Source organism: Primorskyibacter flagellatus (genome assembly GCF_014638275.1).
In the GTDB taxonomy this organism is placed as follows: domain Bacteria; phylum Pseudomonadota; class Alphaproteobacteria; order Rhodobacterales; family Rhodobacteraceae; genus Pseudooceanicola; species Pseudooceanicola flagellatus_A.
The window spans coordinates 2,458,873-2,481,201 of the sequence record NZ_BMFJ01000001.1 but is presented as its reverse complement, the minus strand read 5'-3'; the positions used below and the strand labels follow the sequence as shown (position 1 = coordinate 2,481,201).

21 protein-coding genes and 3 riboswitches are annotated in these 22,329 nt (G+C 67.8%); of the genes, 16 read left to right on the top strand and 5 right to left on the bottom strand.

Annotated elements, in window-relative coordinates:
• The first annotated feature begins 42 nt into the window (after window positions 1–42).
• The 3 genes from IEV87_RS12245 (at window position 43) to metK (ending at window position 3,812) form a co-directional block, all read left to right on the top strand.
• On the top strand, window positions 43–993 hold the full coding sequence (locus tag IEV87_RS12245) for a hemolysin family protein (protein WP_188477952.1): 951 nt from the start codon (window positions 43–45) through the stop codon (window positions 991–993).
• The gene (lnt, locus tag IEV87_RS12240; RefSeq protein ID WP_188477951.1) at window positions 990–2,543 is read left to right on the top strand and encodes an apolipoprotein N-acyltransferase; all 1,554 of its coding nucleotides are present in this window, start codon (window positions 990–992) and stop codon (window positions 2,541–2,543) included. The genes IEV87_RS12245 and lnt overlap by 4 nt, the downstream gene beginning before the upstream one ends.
• 32 nt (window positions 2,544–2,575) lie before the next feature.
• Window positions 2,576–2,624: riboswitch (SAM-SAH riboswitch) on the top strand.
• Window positions 2,625–2,630: 6 nt separating this feature from the next.
• Window positions 2,631–3,812, top strand: coding sequence for a methionine adenosyltransferase (gene metK / locus IEV87_RS12235; protein WP_188477950.1), 1,182 nt, complete (start codon window positions 2,631–2,633; stop codon window positions 3,810–3,812).
• A gap of 95 nt (window positions 3,813–3,907) precedes the next feature.
• On the opposite strand, the gene IEV87_RS12230 is transcribed toward metK, so the two are convergent.
• A complete protein-coding gene (locus IEV87_RS12230) occupies window positions 3,908–4,228 on the bottom strand; it encodes an ArsR/SmtB family transcription factor (RefSeq protein WP_188477949.1) in 321 nt (106 codons plus the stop codon).
• A 42-nt stretch (window positions 4,229–4,270) separates the two neighbouring features.
• On the opposite strand from IEV87_RS12230, the gene IEV87_RS12225 reads away from it, so the two are divergent.
• Window positions 4,271–5,644, top strand: coding sequence for a pyridoxal phosphate-dependent decarboxylase family protein (locus IEV87_RS12225; RefSeq protein WP_229737551.1), 1,374 nt, complete (start codon window positions 4,271–4,273; stop codon window positions 5,642–5,644).
• A gap of 71 nt (window positions 5,645–5,715) precedes the next feature.
• Here the strand turns inward: IEV87_RS12225 and IEV87_RS12220 are convergent, their stop codons facing one another.
• The gene (locus tag IEV87_RS12220; protein WP_188477947.1) at window positions 5,716–6,132 is read right to left on the bottom strand and encodes a DoxX family protein; all 417 of its coding nucleotides are present in this window, start codon (window positions 6,130–6,132) and stop codon (window positions 5,716–5,718) included.
• A 195-nt stretch (window positions 6,133–6,327) separates the two neighbouring features.
• On the opposite strand from IEV87_RS12220, the gene IEV87_RS12215 reads away from it, so the two are divergent.
• From IEV87_RS12215 to gltX, 5 genes are all read left to right on the top strand, one after another.
• Window positions 6,328–6,855 (top strand): hypothetical protein, encoded by a 528-nt coding sequence (locus IEV87_RS12215; RefSeq protein WP_229737549.1) that lies wholly within the window; start codon window positions 6,328–6,330, stop codon window positions 6,853–6,855.
• 47 nt (window positions 6,856–6,902) lie between these two features.
• Entirely contained in the window at window positions 6,903–7,613 is a 711-nt protein-coding gene (trmB, locus tag IEV87_RS12210; protein ID WP_188477946.1) for a tRNA (guanine(46)-N(7))-methyltransferase TrmB, read from the top strand.
• 298 nt (window positions 7,614–7,911) lie between these two features.
• A complete protein-coding gene (locus IEV87_RS12205; RefSeq protein ID WP_188477945.1) occupies window positions 7,912–9,072 on the top strand; it encodes a hypothetical protein in 1,161 nt (386 codons plus the stop codon).
• Window positions 9,073–9,144: 72 nt separating this feature from the next.
• Window positions 9,145–9,573, top strand: coding sequence for a DUF1801 domain-containing protein (locus IEV87_RS12200; protein WP_188477944.1), 429 nt, complete (start codon window positions 9,145–9,147; stop codon window positions 9,571–9,573).
• 74 nt (window positions 9,574–9,647) lie between these two features.
• A complete protein-coding gene (gene gltX, locus IEV87_RS12195; RefSeq protein ID WP_188477943.1) occupies window positions 9,648–10,973 on the top strand; it encodes a glutamate--tRNA ligase in 1,326 nt (441 codons plus the stop codon).
• Between the two features lie 205 nt (window positions 10,974–11,178).
• Here gltX and IEV87_RS12190 read toward each other — a convergent pair whose 3' ends face one another.
• Window positions 11,179–11,748, bottom strand: coding sequence for a gamma-glutamylcyclotransferase family protein (locus tag IEV87_RS12190; RefSeq protein WP_188477942.1), 570 nt, complete (start codon window positions 11,746–11,748; stop codon window positions 11,179–11,181).
• A gap of 137 nt (window positions 11,749–11,885) precedes the next feature.
• Here IEV87_RS12190 and IEV87_RS12185 point away from each other — a divergent pair, with 137 nt between their 5' ends.
• The 6 genes from IEV87_RS12185 (at window position 11,886) to gcvP (ending at window position 17,989) form a co-directional block, all read left to right on the top strand.
• Complete coding sequence (locus tag IEV87_RS12185; protein WP_188477941.1) at window positions 11,886–12,350, top strand: RrF2 family transcriptional regulator; 465 nt, start codon at window positions 11,886–11,888, stop codon at window positions 12,348–12,350.
• Between the two features lie 34 nt (window positions 12,351–12,384).
• A riboswitch (glycine riboswitch) is annotated at window positions 12,385–12,485 on the top strand.
• Window position 12,486: 1 nt separating this feature from the next.
• A riboswitch (glycine riboswitch) is annotated at window positions 12,487–12,559 on the top strand.
• A 59-nt stretch (window positions 12,560–12,618) separates the two neighbouring features.
• The gene (gene gcvT / locus IEV87_RS12180; protein WP_188477940.1) at window positions 12,619–13,731 is read left to right on the top strand and encodes a glycine cleavage system aminomethyltransferase GcvT; all 1,113 of its coding nucleotides are present in this window, start codon (window positions 12,619–12,621) and stop codon (window positions 13,729–13,731) included.
• Between the two features lie 19 nt (window positions 13,732–13,750).
• Window positions 13,751–14,110: a glycine cleavage system protein GcvH gene (gene gcvH, locus IEV87_RS12175; protein WP_188477939.1), complete on the top strand. Its 360-nt coding sequence runs from the start codon at window positions 13,751–13,753 to the stop codon at window positions 14,108–14,110.
• Between the two features lie 184 nt (window positions 14,111–14,294).
• Window positions 14,295–14,657: a VOC family protein gene (locus tag IEV87_RS12170; protein ID WP_188477938.1), complete on the top strand. Its 363-nt coding sequence runs from the start codon at window positions 14,295–14,297 to the stop codon at window positions 14,655–14,657.
• Entirely contained in the window at window positions 14,654–15,103 is a 450-nt protein-coding gene (locus IEV87_RS12165) for an SRPBCC domain-containing protein (protein ID WP_188477937.1), read from the top strand. The genes IEV87_RS12170 and IEV87_RS12165 overlap by 4 nt, the downstream gene beginning before the upstream one ends.
• A gap of 45 nt (window positions 15,104–15,148) precedes the next feature.
• Window positions 15,149–17,989 carry an aminomethyl-transferring glycine dehydrogenase gene (gene gcvP / locus IEV87_RS12160; protein ID WP_188477936.1) on the top strand — a complete coding sequence of 947 codons (2,841 nt, stop codon included), beginning with the start codon at window positions 15,149–15,151 and terminating at the stop codon, window positions 17,987–17,989.
• Window positions 17,990–18,347: 358 nt separating this feature from the next.
• Here the strand turns inward: gcvP and IEV87_RS12155 are convergent, their stop codons facing one another.
• Complete coding sequence (locus tag IEV87_RS12155) at window positions 18,348–20,885, bottom strand: ABC transporter permease (protein ID WP_188477935.1); 2,538 nt, start codon at window positions 20,883–20,885, stop codon at window positions 18,348–18,350.
• Complete coding sequence (locus IEV87_RS12150) at window positions 20,882–21,580, bottom strand: ABC transporter ATP-binding protein (RefSeq protein ID WP_188477934.1); 699 nt, start codon at window positions 21,578–21,580, stop codon at window positions 20,882–20,884. The genes IEV87_RS12155 and IEV87_RS12150 overlap by 4 nt, the downstream gene beginning before the upstream one ends.
• On the opposite strand from IEV87_RS12150, the gene IEV87_RS12145 reads away from it, so the two are divergent.
• Complete coding sequence (locus tag IEV87_RS12145; RefSeq protein ID WP_188477933.1) at window positions 21,579–22,280, top strand: arylesterase; 702 nt, start codon at window positions 21,579–21,581, stop codon at window positions 22,278–22,280. The two genes, IEV87_RS12150 and IEV87_RS12145, sit on opposite strands and share 2 nt — an antisense overlap.
• Window positions 22,281–22,329 lie beyond the last annotated feature (49 nt).

Sequence of the window (22,329 nt, the reverse complement as noted above, 5' to 3'; positions counted from 1 at the left end):
CCGATTGCCGCCGATTCGGGCGGCGCGTTTTGGTAAGGACTGATGGGCGACAACAACGACGGGCCTTCTACCGCAGCGCATGGCGCGCTGCCCGAAGGCCGGCCGACCACCACGGAAGCGGACCGGCCGCGAACGCGCGGGTTCTGGTCCCGCATTTTCGGCGGTGACGCCACCACCCCCGCACAATCCGGACCCGCGCAGGCCCCCGCCGCGCCGCGTCAGGCCCATGGCATGATCAACCTGCGCCGCATGCGTGTCGAGGACGTCGCCGTGCCGAAGGCGGAAATCGTCGCCGTGCCGCAGACCGTGACACGGGACGAACTGGTCAAGGTCTTCCGCGACAGCGGCATGACCCGCCTGCCGGTCTATCAGGATACGCTGGACACGCCGGTCGGTCTGATCCACCTGAAGGACTTCGCGCTCAAGCACGGCTTCAACGGCAAGACCACGCGCTTCACGCTGAAGACCATGCTGCGCCCGCTGCTCTACGTGCCGCCCTCCATGCCGATCGGTGTGCTGCTGCAGAAGATGCAGCAGGAACGCCGGCACATGGCGCTGGTGATCGACGAATACGGCGGTGTCGACGGGCTCGTCACGATCGAGGACCTGATCGAACAGGTCATCGGCCAGATCGAAGACGAACACGACGTCGACGAGGACAAGTTCTGGATCAAGGAAGCTGACAACACCTATCTCGCCGTCGCCCGCACCCCGCTTGAGGATTTCGCCGGCGAGACGGGCATCGACCTGACCGAACACGACAGCGTCGACGAGGAAGAGATCGACACCCTCGGCGGCCTGGTCTTCATGCTCTCGGGCCGGATCCCGGCGCGGGGTGAGGTCGTGCCGCATCCCGCCGGTCACGAGTTCGAGGTGGTGGATGCCGATCCCCGCCGGATCAAGCGCCTGCGGGTGCGGATGCGTCCCGGCGGCCCCGTGCCGGAGCCGGAGCCCGAACCGGCAGGGAATCCCGCGAACCTCGCGGCACAATGACTCTGCCGCAGCCGGGTGACGGCGCGCCGCCCGGCGCGAACCCGGCCTTCCTTGCCCGCCTGACCCTGCGCGCCCGCATGGGGCTTGCCCTGCTGGCGGGCGTCATCGGCGCGACGGGGCAGGCACCCTGGGGGCTCTGGCCGCTCACGATCCTCGCACTCGCCGCCGTGCATTCCCTGACCCTCGCCGAACCCAGACCGGCCCGTACCGCCGCGATCTGGTGGGCCGCCGGGACCGGGTATTTCGCCCTCGCACTCAGCTGGATCGTCGAACCCTTCCTCGTCGACATCGCCCGCGACGGCTGGATGGCGCCCTTTGCCATGGTCCTCATGGCCACCGGCATGGCGCTGTTCTGGGGCCTTGCGGGCGGTCTCGCGCGCCGATTGACCGGGGGAGGGGGGCTGGACTTCGCCGCCTCGGTCACGCTGATGCTGGTGCTGGCGGGCGTGCTCCGTGGGGTGATCTTCACCGGCTTTCCCTGGGCGCTGCCCGCTCACGTCCTGATCGGAACACCGGCGATGCAACTGGCGCAGGGGGGCGGGGCGATCGGCCTCGGCCTGATCGTCATCGGCCTCGCAACCACCCTCACGCTGGCCCTGAGCCGCCCGCGCCGCCTGCCGCTATGGCTCATCGCCGCCGCCGTGCCCTTCGCCGTCGGTCACCTGCTGACACCGTCGCCTGCCGACACCACGGGTCGCCCCGTCGTCCGTCTTGTCCAGCCGAACGTGCCGCAGCGCGACAAGTGGAACCCGGCGCTCGCGCCGCTCCACTACCAGCGCCTGCTCGACCTCACCGCCACGCCCGGAGAGCCCGACCTGATCGTCTGGCCCGAAACCGCGCTGCCCGCCTGGCTTGAGGATGTGACTTACCTCACCCCGGACCTCTCCGAAGCCGCCCGCGACACGCCGCTGGTCTTCGGCATCAACCGGTCCGGAGGCGGGCGGATCTACAACTCCCTCGTCCTGCTTGGCCGGGGCGGAGAGATCACCGAGGTCTACGACAAGCACCATCTCGTCCCCTTCGGCGAATACACCCCGGCGGGCGACCTGCTTGGCCGCATCGGCATTCAGGGCCTCGCGCAGCGCGACGGCCACGGCTTTTCCCCCGGTCCGGGCGCGCGGCTGATCGACCTCCCCGGTCTCGGCCCCGCCCTGCCGCTGATCTGCTACGAAGGCGTCTTCCCGCGCGACATCGCCGCCGCACCCGGCCGCCCCGCTCTGCTGCTGCTCATCACCAACGATGCGTGGTTCGGCACCGTCTCCGGCCCCTATCAGCATCTTGCCCAGGCCCGGCTGCGCGCGGTGGAGCAGGGGCTGCCCATGGTACGCGTCGCCAATACCGGCGTCTCCGCAATGATCGACGCCTCGGGGCGGCTGATAGAGCGGATCGACCTGGGCGAAACCGGCGTGCGGGACGTCCCTTTGCCGCCAGCCAGATCCGCGACGCCCTATGCCCGGATCGGGGACACGCCGCTGACCCTGCTGCTGCTGGCGGCACAGGGGGCGCTTATTCTCCTCACGCGACGCACCGGCAGGCGTTTTAGGCGTTGACGCCCCCTCCGGGCGCGTCTAGGCCAGACCGCACGCCGCCCCAACGGCTTCCTGACGGGGCGGAATTATCTGAATGGAGCGCTTCTCATGTCCCGCAAGAACTACATCTTCACCTCGGAATCCGTTTCCGAGGGTCACCCGGATAAGGTCTGCGACCGCATTTCCGATGCCGTCCTCGACGCCTTCCTGACTGAGGAGCCCCAGGCCCGTGTCGCCTGCGAAACCTTTGCCACCACCAACCGCGTCGTCATCGGCGGCGAGGTCGGCCTGTCCGATCAGGACAAGCTGAAGGACTACATGGGCCGGATCGAGGATATCGCCCGCGCCTGCATCAAGGACATCGGCTACGAACAGGACAAGTTCCACCACGCCACCTGCGAGGTCACCAACCTCCTGCACGAACAGTCCGCCCATATCGCGCAGGGCGTGAACGCCAGCGGCGACAAGGACGAGGGCGCGGGCGACCAGGGCATCATGTTCGGCTACGCCACGACGGAAACCGACGACCTGATGCCGGCGCCGATTCAGTTCGCACACAAGATCCTGCGCCGCCTGGCCGAGGTCCGCAAGGACGGTACCGAGCCGACGCTCGGCCCCGACGCGAAATCCCAGGTCTCCCTGCGCTATGAGGACGGCAAGCCGGTCGAGGTCACGCAGCTTGTCCTGTCGACACAGCACCACGACGAAACCCAGACCTCCGCCGACATCCGCGCCATCGTCGAACCCTATATCCGCGAGGTCATCCCCGGCGAATGGCTGACCGCGAACACCGAATGGTGGATCAACCCGACCGGCAAGTTCGTGATCGGCGGGCCGGACGGCGACGCGGGCCTCACGGGCCGGAAGATCATCGTGGACACCTATGGCGGTGCGGCCCCGCATGGCGGCGGCGCCTTCTCGGGCAAGGATCCGACCAAGGTCGACCGCTCTGCCGCATATGCCGCGCGCTACCTCGCGAAGAACGTGGTTGCCGCGGGCATGGCCGAAAAGTGCACGATCCAGCTCTCCTACGCCATCGGCATTGCCAAGCCGCTGTCGATCTACGCCGACACCTACGGCACCGGCCAGGTCCACGAGGCCGAGATCGAGAAGGCCGTCGCGCAGGTCATGAACCTGACCCCGCGCGGCATCCGCGAGCACCTGCAGCTGAACAAGCCCATCTACCAGCGCACCGCCGCCTACGGTCACTTCGGCCGGAAGCCGGACGAGGACGGCGGTTTTTCCTGGGAAAAGACCGACCTGGTCGAGGCGCTGAAAAAGGCGGTCTGACGCCGCCTGTCGCGACGCCATCGAAGGCCGGGGGAGACCCCGGCCTTTCTGCTTTTGAAGACCTTTCCGAAGGTTCGGACGGCGATGAAAAGCGCTCAGACCTTCAGGTCATCCTTCAGCCGCGCCAGCGTGTCGGCGATGCGGACCCTGTCCGGTTTGTAGAACACCCAGTTCTTGATCTGCCGCCCGGTCACCAGCCCGGCCCCCGCCAGCACCTTCATGTGCGAGGTCACGGTCGGCTGGCTCAGCCCGATCTTATCCGTGATGAACCCGACGCAGACTCCGTCCTCCACCAGATCGCCATCGCGCTGCGGCGGGAAGTGATCGGTCGGGCTGAGCAGCCACCGGAGGATCTGCATCCGGTTCTCGTTCCCAAGCGCCCTGAGCACGTCGACGGTTGACGGCGCATCATCCATATTGATAGTCGTCTATATAGTTACCTGTCTATGGAGTTTACCGTGCCCGATCCGCTCACACAATCCACGACCGCGCTTGCCATTGCCGCAGACAGGGCGGCGAAGTACCTCGCTACGGTCCACGACCGTTCCGTCGCCGCCGCTCCCGACGCGCTGGCAGGACTGGGCGGCTTCGACATGCCCATGCCAACCGCACCGAACGATCCGGCCGACACGCTTGCCCTGCTCGACCAACTCGGTTCTCCGGCCACCACCGCCACGGCCGGGGGGCGGTTCTTCGGTCTGGTCGTCGGCGGCACCCTTCCGGCGGCGCTCGGCGCAAGGGTTCTGGCCTCCGCCTGGGATCAGGTCGTGTTCAGCGATGCCACCAGCCCGGTCGGTGTCAAACTCGAACAGGTTGCAACAGGATGGCTGCTCGACCTGCTCGGACTGCCCGCGCACTGCTCGGTCGGCTACGTGACCGGCGCGACCATGGCAAATTTCACCTGCCTCGCCGCAGCCCGGCATGCGCTGCTTGAGAGACAGGGCTGGGACGTCCAGGCCAAGGGGCTTTGGGGCGCCCCCCGCCTGCGCGTGATTGCCGGAGAGCAGGCGCATGTGACCGTACGCAAGGCGCTGTCCATGCTCGGCATCGGCACGGATGTGATTGAATATGTGCCCTGCGACCCGCAGGGCCGGATCGATGTCGGTCGGATGCCGGAGGCGGATGCGGCAACCCTCATTCTGGCCCAGGCCGGCAATGTCAATTCGGGCGCCAGCGATCCGATTGCCGACATCGTTGCGCGGGCCAACGGGGCTTGGGTGCATGTGGACGGCGCCTTCGGGCTCTGGGCCGCGGCAAGCCCCGCCACCCGGTCCCAGCTGGCAGGTTACGACGGCGCCGACAGCTGGGTCACGGACGGCCATAAATGGCTGAATACCCCTTACGACTGCGGGCTGGCAATCTGCCGCCACCCCGCAGCCATCCACGCGGCCATGGCCACGCAGGCGCCCTACCTCAAGGTCGGAGGTGACGCCGCGCCCAAGGACATGGTTCCCGAATTCTCACGTTCTGCCCGTGGGGTGGAGATCTGGGCGGCTCTGCATTCCCTCGGTCGCGAAGGCCTGCGCGACCTGATCGACACCACCTGCCGCCACGCCCGCACGCTGGCCGAGGGGCTGCGCGCACAGGGGTTCGAGATCCTGAACGATGTCGTGCTGAACCAGGTCGTTGCCTCCCGCCCCGCGCCACGGGGCTGGGCTGCGGCACTTGCCGGGGCCGTCCAACGCAGCGGAGAGGCCTGGTTCGGCCCGACCACCTGGCGGGGGAGGGAGGCGGTGCGCTTCTCCGTCTCCTCCTGGGCGACGACGGAAGCCGACATACAGCGAACCCTCGCCGCCATCGCTGCAACGCCCGACGCCCCCGCCGACGCCTGACCAATCGGCCAGCCCCGGCAGAGGCGGGGATGACGGCAGGCCGGTGCAGCCCGGCCCGCCGCGTCAGCAGGTCACTCCGCCGGAACGGCCTTGCCCTGCGCGACCGAAACCGCGCCCGGACCGAAGGCCACGACCATCAGCATGCCGCCCGCGATCGTGACATTCTTCATGAAGGAGATCATCTGGCCCTGTGCCTCCATCCCCTCCATCCCGAAGGACGGCACAAGGTGGAACAGCACGCCGGACACCAGTGAGAAGCCCGCCAGCAGGAAGGCGGCGGTGCGCGCCTGCCAACCGGCGAGCAGTGCGATGCCGCCCACGACCTCGACCAGGATGACGAGGGGAAGGAGGGCGCCCGGCACGCCCATCATCTCCATGTAGCCCTGCGTGCCGGCGTAGCCGGTGATCTTCTGCAGGCCGGAGGTGATGAACATCAGTGAAAGCAGCACGCGGCCCACGGGCGCGGCATAGGAAAGAAGGTTGGTCATTGGTGTCGTCCTTTATCATGGAACCCCGCTCCGGGGCATGACGGCGAAGATGACGGGTCTGCGCCCGGTGCGCTATTCGGTGAATTCCGACAGAATGTGTGCGCAGACGCGCAGCGGAATGGGTCGCGCAAAGGTGATCCGACCCGCCGGCCAACCGGCAGTAGCATGCGCCCAGTACCCCAGCCGGACGTTCCCATGAATCTGCAAGCCTGTCTCTCCGTGATCGCCCTTCTGATCCCGCTCTCCACGCAGGCCCAGACGCCGGTCGCCCACGGAGGCGATGTCACAGTCACCATGCCGGGCCTCGTAAGCGAACAGGCGACCGAGGACGAAAGCGCCGAGATCGAGATCATGTTCCGCCGCTTCGAAACCTTGTCGCGGGTCGTCGAACGTCTACCCGATGGCATCCGCACGGTAACCCTGACGACAGACCCGGAGGTCGAGGCGGCCCTTGTCAGCCATGTCGCCGGAATGGTCGGCCGCGTGACAACCGGGGAGGATCCGAAGATCCCGATCCAGAGCCCGACACTCGACATTCTCTTCCTGCGCGGGTCCGGCATCGACAGCGTTGTCGAACCGGTGGCGGGCGGCGTCGCCGTGACCCAGACCTCCGCTGACCCGGAGGTCGTGCAGGCGCTGCACAGACACGCGGACGAGGTGACGGACCTTGTCGAACGCGGCATGGTAGCGGTCCACGAACGGATCGGGACCCACAACCACTAGGCTGCAGCCGGTTGATCCCCGCCCGCCCCGGCGCTATGGCAGCGGCGATGAGCGACAAGCACCCCTCCGGCGCCCCCTGGCGCAACTTCTACGGCCGTTTCAAGGGCAAGACCCTGCGCCCGTCGCAGGAAACCTACCTTGAGGAGGACCTCGCCGAACTCTCTCCCGGCCCCGTGGGGTGGGAGGAGAACCCGGATCGCACCAACCTCGACCTCGCCGCGCTGTTCGGACACCGCGACCTGTGGCTCGAAATCGGTTTCGGCGGCGGTGAACACCTCGTGCACCAGGCCGAACGCAATCCCGACGTCGGCATCATCGGGGCGGAACCGTTCATCAACGGGGTCGCCATGCTCCTGGGCAAGATCCGCCGGTCCTGCGTGTCCAACCTGCGGGTGCATCCCGGCGACGCCCGCGACCTGTTCGACGTCCTGCCCGAGGCTTCCGTCGCCCGCGCCTTCCTGCTCTATCCCGATCCCTGGCCGAAGAAGCGCCACCACCGCCGACGCTTCGTGACCCCGGAACACCTGGTTCCATTGGCCCGCGTTCTGAAACCCGGCGCGATTTTCCGCGTGGCGACGGACATCCCGGACTATGTGCGGCAGACGCTGGAGCAGGTGCCGCGCCACGGGTTCGACTGGCTGGCGGAGCGGCCCCAGGACTGGCGTGAGCCTTGGGACGACTGGCTGTCCACCCGCTACGAACAGAAGGCGCTGCGGGAAGGGCGGACGCCTCACTACCTCACCTTCCGCCGCCGCTGACGCCCGGCGATTCGCGCCGATTGTCGCGCGGGCTGGGACAGTCCCGGAAACTACGGCGATTGTTTCTGTTTCCGATCCGAAAAACGCCCTAGCGCTGGCCTGCAGCGCGCATCGCCATTTGTTAACGTTAGCAGCGCCTTGGGCTCCATACGGCAGGCTCCACCTGCTTTCCGTTTCCGGCTCGGAAATGATCTGTCGCGCCGGAAAAGCTCGTCAGACCGCCCGGCAGCCTGAGACCATGTCCGGACCGGCCCGTTGGCCGGCGTAACGGTACGAGTGAAACGGAAAGGGTATTCCCGTGTTTGGGTTCAAAGCAAAACTGTTCGAGCCGATGGCGAAAGCGATCGGCCTCCGCGGGGCTGAGGACACCCCGCATCTCACCTCTCTCACATCCGACAAGGGCCTGCTCGACGGGCTGCTAGGCAAGGGCGGCACGGTTGACCACGTGCTGACCGGCGACGACACGCCCGACGACACCGAAACCTCCGGTGTGGTTGGCGACGTGGCGGCCGAGGGCGGTCTTCTCGACGAAATTCTGGGCGACGGGGGCACGCTCGACCACCTGCTGACCGGCGACGACACCTCGGACGACAGCGAAACCGAAGGCCTTGTCGGCGACCTGACCGACGAAGGCGGCCTGCTGGACGAAATCCTGGGCGACGGCGGCACGCTGGATCACCTGCTGACCGGCGATGACACGCCCGACGACAGCGAGACCAATGGCGTCATCGACGACCTGCTCGGGGATGGCGGGACCGTCGACGAACTGCTTGGCACGGTCGGGGACGTGCTGGCCGGGGACCCGGCGGACTGCGCCGACGATGACACGGACGACGCCGGCAACCCCGGCAATTCCGGTCCCCCGCCGGGTCGCGACAACCCCGAACAGACCCCCGGCGACGGCGATGACACGGGCGACGCCGATGCCTGCGACGGCGGCTTCGGCCTGTCCATCCATGCGGAGGCCAGCGTGAAGATCGGCCTTGGCGGTGGCAACGGCACCCATCCCGGCCTCACCGACGAAGGTGGCCTGATCGACGACATCGCAGGGGACGGCGGCGTCATCGATGGCCTGCTCACCGGAGATACCGAAGGCGACGGCACCGAAACCGGAAACCTTGGCAGCGACCTCTTCGCAGAGGGCGGGATCGTCGACGAACTCGCCGGCGACGGCGGAATTCTCGACGAGGTGCTGACCGGCGACGACGATCCGGACGGGACCGCGACCGACGGGTTTCTCAACCACCTCGCGGACGAAGGCGGCACGCTGGACGAACTCGCCGGGGACGGCGGCACGGTGGATCACATTCTTACCGGCGACAACGACCCCTCCGACGACGATTTCAGCGGCGCCATCGCACATCTGCTCTTCGGCGGTCCGGTCGCCGACGAGACCCCGGATCATGGAGGAGAGATCGAGGTGGAGGCCGAGGCCGACATCTTCGCCAGCCTCTACTGAGGGACCCCGGCAGGAAGCGGACCGTGCTGCCACACGGTCCGTTTTCTGCTATGCCGGGGGTCGGAGGGCCCCATGTCCAGCCAGAAGACAGAACCGACCGGGCAATCGCCAGTCAGCTACCTCGCCTCGGTCGCCCCGCCCCGCCGCGCTGCGGAGGGGCACGCGCTTCTGGACCTGTTCGGTCGGGTCACCGGCTGGACAGCACGGATGTGGGGTCCTGCGATCATCGGCTTCGGCCGCTACGACTACACCTACGCCAGCGGCCATTCCGGCAGCTGGTTCGCCACCGGGTTCTCCCCGCGCAAGGCGGCGCTGACGATCTACATCATGCCGGGCTATCAGGACTATTCCCCGATCCTCGCCCGGCTGGGCCCGCACAGGCTGGGGAAGTCCTGCCTCTACATTACCCGGCTCGACGCGGTGGATCAGGATGCGCTGTCGGACCTGATCCGCGCCGGGCTGGCGGACCTGGCAAAGCTCTGGCCGGTGCAGCCCGACTGACCGCTCCGGGCCGCCCCCTGATGGACATTTCCCCCCCGGTGTGACAAAGCGCCGGGGCATCAGGAGCACCGCCCATGACCACCACCCGTTTCGCCCCTTCGCCGACCGGCTACATCCATGTCGGCAACCTGCGCACCGCGCTGTTCAACTTCCTGATCGCCCGCAAGCAGGGCGGCACCTTCATCCTGCGCATCGACGACACCGATCCCGAACGGTCGAAGCAGGAATACGTTGACGCGATCAAGCAGGACCTCGACTGGCTCGGCCTGCACTGGGACCGGGTGGAGCGTCAGTCCGAACGGCTCGACCGCTACGCCGAGGCGGCGGACCGGTACCGCGAAATGGGCCGTTTCTACGAGGCGTTCGAGACGCCGACCGAACTGGACCTCAAGCGCAAGAAGCAGCTGAACATGGGCAAGCCGCCGGTCTATGACCGCGCCGCGCTGGCCCTGTCCGAAGACGAGAAGGCGAAACTCCGCGCCGAACGGGGCGAAGGCGTCTGGCGCTTCAAGCTGGATCAGCAGCGCATCGAATGGACCGATGGCATCCTCGGGGACATTTCCATCGACGCGGCCTCCGTCTCCGACCCGGTGCTGATCCGAGCGGACGGGCAGGTGCTTTATACGCTGGCTTCGGTCGTGGACGACACCGACATGGGCGTAACCCATGTCGTGCGCGGCTCGGACCACGTGACCAACACCGCCACCCAGATCCAGATGATCGAGGCGCTTGGCGGCACCGCGCCCGCCTTCGCGCACCACTCCCTCCTGACCGGCCCGCAGGGCGAGGCGCTGTCCAAGCGGCTTGGCGTGCTGTCCATCCGCGACCTGCGTGCGCAGGGGATCGCCCCGATGGCGCTGCTCTCTCTGATGGCGCGGCTCGGCTCGTCGCAGCCCGTGGAACTGCGCAGCTCCGTCGACGAACTGATCGAAGGCTTCGACCTCGCCACCTTCGGCACCGCCCCGACCAAGTTCGATGAACAGGATCTCTTCCCGCTGACCGCCCACGTGCTCCAGTCCACGCCGCTGGATAGGGTGCGCGACCGCATCGCCGCCGCCGGTGTGCCCGACGACAAGGCAGAGGCCTTCTGGTCTGTCGTCCGCGACAACATCACCGTGCTCGATGACGTCGATGCATGGTGGACCCTGATGCGCGACGGGGCCGATCCGCTGGTCGATCCGGAAGACGCCGACTTCATCCGCCAGGCCATGCCGCTGCTGCCGGAAACCGTCACCCCCGACACCTGGGGCGAATGGACAACGGCGGTGAAAGAGGCGACGGGCCGCAAGGGCAAGGGCCTGTTCATGCCGCTGCGCAAGGCCGTGACCGGGCAGGAGAGGGGGCCGGAAATGGCCGCGCTGCTGCCCCTGTTGCAGGTGATCCGGGCGCGGACCTACTGACGGCGACCGCCGTCTCGCGCTTCCCTGGCAGTCAGCAAGAAACCGTCCGCCCTACTCGACTCCGACCCGAACGGCGAACCGGCCGTCCGTTGCGGAGACTGCACCCGCGACCCGCATGACCAATGCAATTCCCTCCCCCTGCAGGGGGAGGGTCAGGGAGGGGGCTCGCACCACCCACGAAAAGAACACCCCGCCGGATGCGCCCTCAGCCCTCGACCACCTCGACCCCGAGCTTGCCGAGTTCCGCATCCACCACGGCCGTCTCCGCCTCTGTCAGCAGTTGCGCGCGCGGGTAGCGCGGGGCGGCGCGGTCGTTCAGGATGGGCCCGTCCCAGCCCGCCGTCGTGTCAAAGAAATGGCGGCCGCCCTCCGCCCCGAAGACCTGCAGATACCCCTGCACCACCACGTCGAGATAGCTCAGCAGGATCGGACGCACGCCGTCCGCCGGCCCGTGCTTGTCCACCGGGATGTGGTAGACCGCGATCTCCCCGGCGTCCGTGGCCTCATGGCTCAGCCCGACGGTCAGCGGCATCCGGTCATACCCCGTTTCGCGCAAATCCAGCGCCGCCCAGTCCGCCCCCGGCACCGCCGCGATCAGCCCGTCGATAGCCACGCCGTCGCAGGGCTCTGCGGTCAGGAAGGCCATGTCGCGGAACGGCGTGTGTCGCCAGACCCGGCGCCAGCCGGAAAGCCGCGCACGGTGGTGGCGGTCGTAGATATGGGTGGCCGTGTTCACGAGGCTGCCGTAGCCGAAGAAGAACGGGTCTTGTGACATTTATGCTCCGCAGTTGATTTGGGTCATATTCACCTTTCGCTATCCCTCTCATCGTGTATACATGATGAAACAAAAGCGGAATTGCGAAAATCGAAAGCCCGGGAGGAGAGACGAAGGGCCGACGAAGGGAGACATACATGCGCCTGACCAAAAGATCCAATATCGCCATGCGGATTCTCATGTTCTGCGGGGTGAATGACGGGCAGCTCGTCACCAAGTCGGACATCGCCAAGGCCTGCAACACATCCGAGAACCATCTCGCGCAGGTCATCAATCGCCTCGGCCAGCTGGGCTACCTGCGCACGCAGCGCGGCCGCAACGGCGGTCTCCGCCTGTCCCGCCCGATGGAGGAGATCACCGTGGGCGAGGTAATTCGCGCGACCGAGGCCAGCGTACCGATCACCGAATGCTTTGATCCGGAAGAGAACACCTGCCCGCTGATCGACGCCTGCCGGCTTCGCGGCGTCATCGCCCGCGCGACCGAAGCCTTCTACGCGGTCATGGACAAGGTCACGCTGGACGAGCTGATCTGCGAAAATGATGGGCTCTCTGCGCTGCTGTCGATGCCGCTGTCCTGCGACCGGCGCGGCGCTGTCGCTTGACGCTTGCGAAGCGTCGTTTTCCGCGCTAACCGGAGTTCACGGACAGGGAGAACCGGCCGCCCGCGCAAGTGAGCAGGCCGGTGCCGAAGGAGCAACCGCCCCGGAAACTCTCAGGCCCAAGGACCTGCCGTAACGACAACTCTGGAGAGTGGCGCGCAATGCGCCCGCCGAAGGGATAGCGATCTCAGGCGAAAGGGACAGAGGGGGCATCGTGGCGCATCACCGCGCCCTGCGATGCCCGGCGTTTTCCGGGCCGGAGAGCGACCGGATGGACGATCTGCAAAGCCTGCCGCTTGAGGCGCTGCACCTGGAACTGGGTGCGAAGATGGTGCCCTTCGCCGGCTATTCCATGCCGGTTCAGTATCCTGCCGGGGTGATGAAGGAACATCTCGCCACGCGGGCGAGCGCCGGGCTTTTCGATGTCTCGCACATGGGTCAGGTCCTGCTGCGGGGTGACGCTGCCGCCGCGGCGTTCGAAACGCTGATGCCGGTCGATGTGCTGGGCCTGCCGGAGGGACGCCAGCGCTACGGCCTGCTTACCGACGAAACAGGCGGGATCCTCGACGACCTGATGTTCGCCAACCGTGGCGACCACCTGTTCGTCGTCGTCAACGCCGCCTGCAAATCCGCCGACATCGCCCACATGCGCGCCATGATGCCCGCCGTGCAGGTCGAGGAGGTCACCGACCGCGCCCTGCTCGCCCTGCAGGGGCCGGCGGCTGAATCGGTGCTCTCCGCCCTTGCGCCCGAAGTGGTGCAGATGCGCTTCATGGACGTCCGCACACTGATGCTGGCGGGGGCGGAATGCTGGGTCTCGCGCTCAGGCTATACCGGCGAGGACGGGTTCGAGATCTCGGTGGCGGAGGCGGATGCGGAAAAGCTCGCCCGCGCCCTGATCGCCCATCCCGATGTCCTGCCGATCGGACTCGGCGCGCGCGACAGCCTGCGGCTCGAGGCCGGGCTCTGCCTCTACGGCCATGACATCGACACCACCACCAGCCCGGTCGAAGCCGGCCTTGCCTGGGCCATCCAGAAGGTCCGGCGCACCGGCGGCGACCGTGCAGGCGGCTTTCCCGGCGCCGACCGGATCCTGAAGGAACTGGCCGAGGGCCCGGCGCGCGGCCGCGTCGGCCTGCGCCCCCAGGGCCGCGCCCCGATGCGCGAGGGCGTGCCGCTCTTCGCCTCCGACGGCGACACGACGCAGATCGGAGCCATCACCTCTGGCGCTTTCGGGCCGACGGTGCAGACGCCGGTCTCCATGGGCTACCTGCCCATTGACTTGGCCGCGCCCGGCACGATCATTTCGGCTGAGCTGCGCGGCAAACGCGCCCCGGTGGAGGTCACCCCGCTGCCCTTCACCCCCGCCAATTTCAAACGCTGACGACCAGGGAGTCCCGTCGATGAAGTTTACCGAAGAACACGAATGGCTGCGCGAGGAAGACGGAGAGATCGTCGTCGGCATCACCGAACACGCCGCCGAACAGCTGGGCGACATCGTATTCGTCGAACTGCCCGAGGTCGGGACCGAAGTGTCCAAGGACGACGAATGCGTGGTGATTGAGTCTGTCAAGGCGGCGTCGGATATCCTCGCGCCCCTGGACGGAGAGATCACCGAGGTCAACGAGATGCTGGTGGAGGACCCCGGCAAGATCAACGAGGACCCCATGGGCGACGCCTGGTTCTTCAAGATCAAGCCGTCGGAGCCGTCCCAGATGGACGACTACATGACAGAGGCTGAGTATAAGGACATGATTTCCTGAGCCTTTCCCCGGTCATAAGCTCCGCGCGCCCCACCTGGCCCCACGTCATCCTCGGGCTTGCCCCGAGGTTCCCTGGCCCAGGGTCGCGCGGGGTGGTCGGAGATCCTCGGGTCAGACCCGAGGACGGCAGCCGGCCTGCGGGCACCGGCGCGCCTGCCCACGGATCGCTCGGAGGGGCCGCTCGATGACCGTCCTGCGCATCACCCCCAACCTCCTGGCCGACGATCCGCAGGCGGTAGCGGGATTCTACCGCTATCTCTTCGATATCGACGTGGCGATGGACATGGGCTTCATCGTGACGATGGAGCCGGGCGCGGCTTGGCAGAGCCCGCAGCTGTCCCTCGCCTCCGAAGGGGGCGCCGGTACGCCGCTGCCCGCGATCTCGATCGAGGTCGACACGCTGGACCCCGTCATCGCCCGCGCGAAACTGCGCGACATCCCGATCGAATACGGCCCGGTGACCGAGGACTGGGGCGTACGCCGCCTCTTCCTGCGCGACCCCGCCGGTCACCTCCTCAATGTCCTGACCCACGAGGCCGCCGCATGACCCGCATCGACCGCGCCGACGCGCAGATTCCCGCCCCGCCCGAAAAGGTTTACGCGGCCTGGACAGACCCCGATCTTCTGAAGCGGTGGCTGCCGCCGAAAGGTGCACGGCTCGAAGTGCATCAGCTTGATCCACGACCCGGCGGCGTGCTGCGCATGACCCTGCATTTCGACGCCGGACCCGGCAAGACCGGCGAGGGGCGGGACGACATCGTCGGCCTCTTCTCCCACTGCGATCCGCCCGGCGCGCTGACGCTCGCCATCGACTTCCCCTCCGACCGGCCCGAATTCGGCGGCACGATGCTGATGGAATGGACCTTCGCCCCGGTGCCCGGCGGTAGTCATGTTTCCGTTGCCTGCCACCACGTGCCGCCCGGCATCGAAAAATCCGTGCATGAAACCGCGCTGGCCGGATCCCTGGCCCAGCTTCGGGACCTGTTTGCCTGACCTGAACTTGCCCGACTTGAAATTGCCCGACCTGAAAGGCCCGAGATGACCTTCACCCCGACCGACTACCAGCCCTACGACTTTGCCAACCGCCGCCACATCGGCCCCTCTCCATCAGAGATGAAGGAGATGCTGGCGGTGATCGGCGCGCCCTCGCTCGACGCGCTGATCGACCAGACGGTGCCGAAGGCGATCCGGCAGGCAGAGCCGCTGGATTTCGGCGCGCCGCTGTCGGAGTCCGAACTGCTGGCCCACATGCGCAAGGTGTCGAAGAAGAACAAGGTCCTGACCTCGCTCATCGGGCAGGGCTACCACAACACGATCACACCGCCCGCGATCAAGCGGAACATCTTCGAAAACCCCGCCTGGTACACCGCCTACACACCCTACCAGCCCGAGATCAGCCAGGGCCGGCTCGAGGCGCTGCTGAACTACCAGACGATGATCTGCGACCTGACCGGGCTCGACATCGCCAACGCCTCCCTTCTCGACGAATCCACCGCCGCCGCAGAGGCGATGACCATGGCGGAGCGCGGTGCGAAGTCCAAGGCGCGCAAGTTCTTCGTGGACGAGGCCTGCCATCCCCAGAACATCGACGTGATCCGCACCCGCGCCGAACCGCTCGGGATCGAGGTCGTGCTTGGCCGCCCGTCGGATCTGGTGGCAGAGGAGGTCTTCGGCGCGATCTTCCAGTACCCCGGTACCAACGGCGTGCTGCGCGACTTCACGCCCCAGATGGAGGCGCTGCATGCGGCGAAGGCGCTTGGCATCGTGATTGCCGATCCCATGGCGCTCTGCCTGCTGAAGGAGCCGGGGAAGATGGGCGCCGACATCGCGGTCGGATCGACGCAGCGCTTCGGCGTGCCGCTTGGTTACGGTGGCCCGCACGCCGCCTACATGGCCTGTCGGGACGAGTTGAAGCGCAACATGCCGGGCCGGATCGTCGGCGTCTCCATCGACGCGCGCGGCAATCGGGCCTACCGCCTGTCGCTGCAAACGCGCGAACAGCATATCCGGCGGGAAAAGGCGACCTCCAACGTCTGCACCGCGCAGGCGCTGCTGGCGGTCATGGCCTCCATGTACGCGGTCTTCCACGGGCCGGCGGGGCTGAAGGCCATCGCGCAGGGGATCCATGCCAAGACCGTCACCATGGCCGAAGGGCTTCGCGCGGCGGGCTTCGACGTCTTCCCGAAGAAATGCTTCGATACCGTCACGGTCGAGGTCGGCCCCTTCCAGGGTGCGATCCTGAAATCCGCCGTGGACGAGGGGATCAACCTGCGGAAGGTCGGCGACACCAAGATCGGTATCGCTCTGGACGAAGTGTCGACCAAGGCGACCATCGCCGCCGTCTGGAAGGCCTTCGGCATCACCACGCCGGTGCCCGACGACACCCGTTATGACCTGCCCGACTCGCTTGTCCGCGACACCCCCTACCTGACGCATGACATCTTTCACATGAACCGGGCGGAGACGGAGATGATGCGCTACATGCGCCGTCTCGCCGACCGCGATCTGGCGCTGGACCGCGCGATGATCCCGCTCGGGTCGTGCACCATGAAGCTGAACGCGGCGGCCGAGATGATCCCGGTCTCATGGGACGAAATCGCCGCCCTGCATCCCTTCTGCCCTCCCGACCAGGCCGAAGGCTATGCGGAGATCATCACCGACCTGTCGGCAAGGCTCTGCGCCGTCACCGGCTATGCGGCCTTCTCCATGCAGCCCAATTCCGGCGCGCAGGGGGAATACGCGGGGCTGCTGACGATCCGCAACTACCACGTCGCCAACGGGGAAGGGGACCGTGACGTCTGCCTGATCCCGATGTCGGCGCATGGGACCAACCCGGCCTCGGCCCAGATGGTCGGCTGGAAGGTCGTGCCGATCAAGTCGGCGGCGAACGGCGACGTGGACCTGCAGGACTTCCTCTCCAAGGCGCATGAGTACAAGGACCGGCTGGCCGCGGCGATGATCACCTATCCCTCCACCCACGGGGTGTTCGAGGAGACGGTGACCGAGGTCTGCAAGATCGTCCACGACCACGGCGGGCAGGTCTATATCGACGGCGCCAACATGAACGCCATGGTCGGCTTGTCCCGCCCCGGCGACCTTGGCGGCGACGTCAGCCATCTCAACCTGCACAAGACCTTCTGTATCCCCCATGGCGGCGGCGGTCCCGGCATGGGCCCGATCGGCGTCAAGGCGCATCTGGTGCCGCATCTGCCCGGACACATCACGCAGGGCGGGACGAATGCGGTATCCGCTGCGCCCTACGGGTCGCCGTCGATCCTGCCGATCTCCTGGGCCTACTGTCTTATGATGGGCGGCGAGGGGCTGACCCAGGCCACCCGGGTCGCGATCCTGAACGCCAACTATATCGCGGCACGCCTGAAGGACGCCTTCCCGATCCTCTACAAGGGCCCGCAGGGGCGCGTGGCGCATGAATGCATCCTCGACACCCGCCCCTTCGCCGAGGTCGGCGTGACCGTCGACGACATCGCCAAGCGGCTGGTCGACTGCGGCTTCCACGCCCCCACGATGAGCTGGCCGATTGCGGGGACGCTGATGGTGGAACCGACGGAGTCCGAAACCAAGGCGGAGCTTGACCGCTTCTGCGACGCCATGCTCGCCATCCGGGAGGAGATCGCGGATGTGGAATCCGGCAAGATCGCGCACGACGCCTCTCCGCTGGCCCACGCCCCGCATACGGTGGAGGACCTCGTCGGCAACTGGGACCGCGCCTATTCCCGCGAACAGGGCTGCTTCCCGCCGGGGGCGTTCCGGGTCGACAAGTACTGGCCGCCGGTCAATCGCGTGGACAACGTCTGGGGCGATCGCAACCTGACCTGCACCTGCCCGCCGATGAGCGACTACGCGGAAGCGGCGGAGTAACCCCCTCCCTTACCCTCACCGTAACCCCCTCCCTGACCCTCCCCCTGGCAGGGGGAGGGGACCCGTCGCAAAGACGACGGGCATCCGCGATTGCCACCGGCCGGACGCGCTCCCCTCTCCCCTTGTGGAAAGGGTCAGGATGAAGCCCCACACGCCAGCCCGGACGCCCCACGCCGACCTTTGTCCCGCCACCGGCCGGAAGCGGTTCCCTCTCCCCTCGGGGGAGAGGGTCAGGGTGAGGGGGCATCCGCCAGCGAAGCCACCCACCCCCAACCGTCGTCCCGCCACCTGCCAGACGCGCTCCCCCTCTCGTCAGTGGAGGGCCAGGGAGGGGGTCTCCGCCCGCCGCAGCGCTCGGTCAGTCCGCCGCCCTCAGAACCCGCGCAGGACGCGCCGCCAGTGGCCGCCAGGCAAAGATCAGCCCCGCGGCGAGGTTTGCCAGCAAACCGCCGATCACCACGGCAAACGCATTGCCCCAGATCACCGTAAACCCGGTCTCCATCACGAAATAACAGACCGCCCAGCCCCCCGCGATCCCCGCCGCCAGTGCCACCACCCCGGCCCCCGCGCCAAGCAGCGCCGACCTCAGCGCCAGCGACCCGAGGATCCTCCCCCGTGTCGCCCCAAGCGTCTTCAGCACCGCCGCCTCGTATATCCGCTCCCGCTCACCCGACAGCGCCGCGCCAATCAGCACCAGGAACCCGGTGAGCAGCGTCGCCCCCGCACCCCATGCGGTGGCGGAGGCGATGCCCTCCAGCAGCAGCGACACCCGGTCGATGGCGTCGCGCACGCGGATGGCGGTGACGTTCGGATAGGCGTTGCCGACGTCGCGCAGGATCGCCGCCTCCGCCTCGGGCTCCGCATAGACCGTCGCGATGAAGGAATGCGGCGCACCGGCCAGCGCGGCGGGGTTCATCGCCATGATGAATCCCATGCCGGCGGTCGAGAAATCCACTTCCCGGAAGGATGTCACCGTCGCAGTGATGTCCCGGCCAAGGATGTTCACCGTCATCTCGTCGCCGATGGTCAGGCCCATCTCCTCCGCCTCCTCGGCGGCGAAGGAGATCTGCGGCGCGCCGTCGTACCCCTCACCCCACCACGTCCCCTCGGTCACCCGCGTCGTGTCGGGCAGAGCGCCCGAATAGGTCAGCCCCCGGTCGCCGCGCAGCACCCAGTGATCCCCGGCGACCTCGCGCGCGGGCTTGCCGTTGATCTGCGTGATGATCCCCCGCAGCATCGGTGCGTTCTCGACCCGGCTGACGGCCTCGTCGCCTTCGACCCGGTCAAGGAAGCCGTCGATCTGGTCCTGCTGGATGTCGACGAAGAAATACGACGGCGCGCGCTCCGGCAGGTCACGCACGATGGCCGACCGCAGGTTGCCGTCGATCTGCCCGACCGCCGCCAGCACCGACAGGCCGAGGCCAAGCGACAGGACGACCGGCAGCGCCTCGCTTCTCGGTCCGCCGATGGCGGCCAGCGCCCATCTCAGCGCCGCGCGGCCCCGCGCCCAGTGATGCGCCCGCCGTGCCAGCCGCTGTACCCCGAACCCGGCCAGCGTCAGCAGGGCAAGCGCAAACACAATGCCCCCGGTCGTCCACAGCGTCAGCACCCATGTCCCCGAAAACGCCGCCGCCACCGCGACCAGCACGACGGCCAGCCCAAGGATCACGCCCAGATACCGCCACCCCGGCAACGTCCGTCCCGCCGACAACGCATCCCGGAACAGCGTCGCCGCGCGGATCTCGCTGGTGCGCGCCAGCGGCCAGAGCGTGAAGATCAGCGCGCTGAGCACACCGTAGAGCGCCGCCTCCGCCAGCGTGCCCGGAAAGATGCCGAAGCGTGCGGGCACCGGCAGCTGGTCCGCGATCACCGGCGCCAATGCCAGCGGTACCACCGCGCCCAGCACCAGCCCGATCACGATGCCAAGCGCCGCCAGCGCCCCGATCTGGAGGAAATAGGTCAGGAAGATCACCCGCCGCGTCGCGCCAAGGGTCCGCAAAGTTGCGATCACGGAGGTCTTGCGCGCCAGATAGGCCCGCACCGCCGCCGACACGCCCACACCGCCGACCGCCAGCCCCGACAGCCCGACCAGCACGAGGAACGACGCCAGCCGCTCGACAAAGCTCTGCACCCCCGGCGCCCCGTTCCGCGCATCCCGCCAGCGCAGGCCCGAATTGCCGAACTGCTGCCGCGCCTCCCCCTTCGCGGTGTCAAGCAGCAGGCCCTCCGGCAGCACCATGCGATAGTGGCTGTCGAACAGCGTCCCCGGCTCCAGCAGGCCCGACGTCGCCAGATCCGCGCGCCTGACGATCACCCGCGGGCCAAAGCCGAAGCCCGCGGTTGCGCTGTCCGGCTCCCGCTCAAGCACGGCGGCAAGCGTGAATTCCGTCGATCCGAGCTTCAGCCGGTCCCCGACCGCCAGCCCGAGCCGGTCGACCAGCAGCCCCTCGGCCACCAGACAGGGGCCGGGCGCGCACTCGAACGCCTCAGCAAGTGACTGCCCGCCCGAAAGCCCCACGGATCCGACCAGCGGATAGGCATCGTCCACCGCCTTGATCTGCACCAGCGCACGCTCGGCTTCTCCGCCCCGGTCCACCACGGCCATGGAGCGGAAATCGGCGATTTCAGAGACCTCGACCGCCGTCCGGTCCATCCACGCGCGCTCCTCCTCGGTGGCGAAACGGTAGGTGAAGGACACCTCCGCATCCCCGCCAAGCAGCGCGGCGCCTTCCTCCGCCAGCCCCGCTTCGATGGCGGATCGCACCGACCCGACCCCGGCGATGGCGGCCACGCCAAGCGCCAGACAGGCCAGCAGGATGCGGAACCCCGACAGCCCGCCGCGCAATTCGCGAGCGGCAAAGCGGGCGGCGAGGCGGGCGTCGCTCCGCAGGCTCACGCCGCGGCCCCGGCCATGTCGAGCACACCGTCGCGCAGCCGGATCACCCGGTCGCAGCGGTCGGCCAGTTCCGGCGCATGGGTCACCAGCACCAGCGTCGCGCCGTGCCGGTCGCGCAGACCGAAGAGCAGGTCCATGATCGCCTGCCCGTTCGGCCCGTCGAGGTTTCCGGTAGGTTCATCCGCCAGCAATATCGCCGGTCGCGGGGCCGAGGCGCGCGCCAGCGCCACCCGCTGCTGTTCCCCGCCCGACAACTGGGCGGGGTAATGATCCGCCCGCGCCGCCAGCCCGACCGTCGCCAGTTCCTCCGCCGCGCGCTCGAACGCATCCGCATGCCCCGCGAGTTCCAGGGGCGTCGCGACGTTTTCCAGCGCCGTCATCGTCGGAATGAGGTGGAAGGATTGGAACACCACCCCCATATGTTGCCTGCGGAAGCGTGCCAGCGCGTCCTCGTCCATCGCGGTCAGGTCCTGGCCCAGTGCGGCGATCCGCCCCCCGGTGGCGCGTTCCAGCCCGCCCATGAGCATGAGGAGTGACGACTTGCCCGACCCAGACGGCCCGATCAGCCCCAGAGTCTCCCCCCGGCTGACATCCAGAGAGATCCCCCGCAGGATCTCCACCGGCCCGGCATTGCCATCGAGCGTCAGCTTCGCGTCGGTCAGGGAAAGGACGGGATCACTCGCGGGGTCACTCATGGGCTGGCTCTCTGCATTGCGGCGTCCGGGGGAATATGGGCACCACGGGGCAGGGGGCAAGGTTCTTGCGACAATTCTCGCCATGGGACTGGCCACGCCCGCCCTCGCCGACACGACCGAAATCCTCGCGTTCGGCGACAGCCTGACCCAGGGCTACGGCCTCCCCGCCGAGCAAGGGCTTGTCCCCCAGCTTCAGGCCTGGCTGCTTGCACGCGGCCATGACGTGCATGTGGTGAACGGCGGCGTTTCCGGCGACACCACGCGCGGCGGCCTGTCGCGTGTCGACTGGTCCCTGACGCCCGAGATTGACGCGATGATCGTGACGCTTGGCGGCAACGACATCCTGCGCGGACTGGACCCGGCAGAGACGCGCGCGAACCTCGACGGTATTCTGAAGGCCGGGCAGGCAAAGGGGGTCGAGATGCTGGTGATCGGCCTCACCGCCTCCGGCAACTTCGGGACGGAATACAAGCAGGACTTCGAGAAGGTGCATCCCGAACTGGCCGCGACCTACGGCACGCTCTACGAGCCGAACTTCTTCACCGGCCTGATCGGAGAGGGCGGAGACCCGGCGGCGGCCCTGCAGTACATGCAGCCCGACGGCATCCACCCGACCGCCGAGGGTGTCGCCCGCATCGTCGAGCAGATCGGCCCGAGGGTGGAGGAGCTGATCGCGCGGGTGGAGAAGACCGGCGGGTGAACGCAGCGCGACCGAGGGGGGGCACCCCTCAGCGCCAGCAGTCTCGCGT

Coding starts and splice junctions, on each gene's coding strand:
- IEV87_RS12245 (WP_188477952.1), top strand. CDS start 43: ATGGGCGACAACAACGACGGGCCTTCTACCGCAGCGCATGGCGCGCTG.
- lnt (WP_188477951.1), top strand. CDS start 990: ATGACTCTGCCGCAGCCGGGTGACGGCGCGCCGCCCGGCGCGAACCCG.
- metK (WP_188477950.1), top strand. CDS start 2,631: ATGTCCCGCAAGAACTACATCTTCACCTCGGAATCCGTTTCCGAGGGT.
- IEV87_RS12230 (WP_188477949.1), bottom strand. CDS start 4,228: ATGGATGATGCGCCGTCAACCGTCGACGTGCTCAGGGCGCTTGGGAAC.
- IEV87_RS12220 (WP_188477947.1), bottom strand. CDS start 6,132: ATGACCAACCTTCTTTCCTATGCCGCGCCCGTGGGCCGCGTGCTGCTT.
- IEV87_RS12215 (WP_229737549.1), top strand. CDS start 6,328: ATGAATCTGCAAGCCTGTCTCTCCGTGATCGCCCTTCTGATCCCGCTC.
- trmB (WP_188477946.1), top strand. CDS start 6,903: ATGAGCGACAAGCACCCCTCCGGCGCCCCCTGGCGCAACTTCTACGGC.
- IEV87_RS12200 (WP_188477944.1), top strand. CDS start 9,145: ATGTCCAGCCAGAAGACAGAACCGACCGGGCAATCGCCAGTCAGCTAC.
- gltX (WP_188477943.1), top strand. CDS start 9,648: ATGACCACCACCCGTTTCGCCCCTTCGCCGACCGGCTACATCCATGTC.
- IEV87_RS12190 (WP_188477942.1), bottom strand. CDS start 11,748: ATGTCACAAGACCCGTTCTTCTTCGGCTACGGCAGCCTCGTGAACACG.
- IEV87_RS12185 (WP_188477941.1), top strand. CDS start 11,886: ATGCGCCTGACCAAAAGATCCAATATCGCCATGCGGATTCTCATGTTC.
- gcvT (WP_188477940.1), top strand. CDS start 12,619: ATGGACGATCTGCAAAGCCTGCCGCTTGAGGCGCTGCACCTGGAACTG.
- gcvH (WP_188477939.1), top strand. CDS start 13,751: ATGAAGTTTACCGAAGAACACGAATGGCTGCGCGAGGAAGACGGAGAG.
- IEV87_RS12170 (WP_188477938.1), top strand. CDS start 14,295: ATGACCGTCCTGCGCATCACCCCCAACCTCCTGGCCGACGATCCGCAG.
- IEV87_RS12165 (WP_188477937.1), top strand. CDS start 14,654: ATGACCCGCATCGACCGCGCCGACGCGCAGATTCCCGCCCCGCCCGAA.
- gcvP (WP_188477936.1), top strand. CDS start 15,149: ATGACCTTCACCCCGACCGACTACCAGCCCTACGACTTTGCCAACCGC.
- IEV87_RS12145 (WP_188477933.1), top strand. CDS start 21,579: ATGGGCTGGCTCTCTGCATTGCGGCGTCCGGGGGAATATGGGCACCAC.
- IEV87_RS12150 (WP_188477934.1), bottom strand. CDS start 21,580: ATGAGTGACCCCGCGAGTGATCCCGTCCTTTCCCTGACCGACGCGAAG.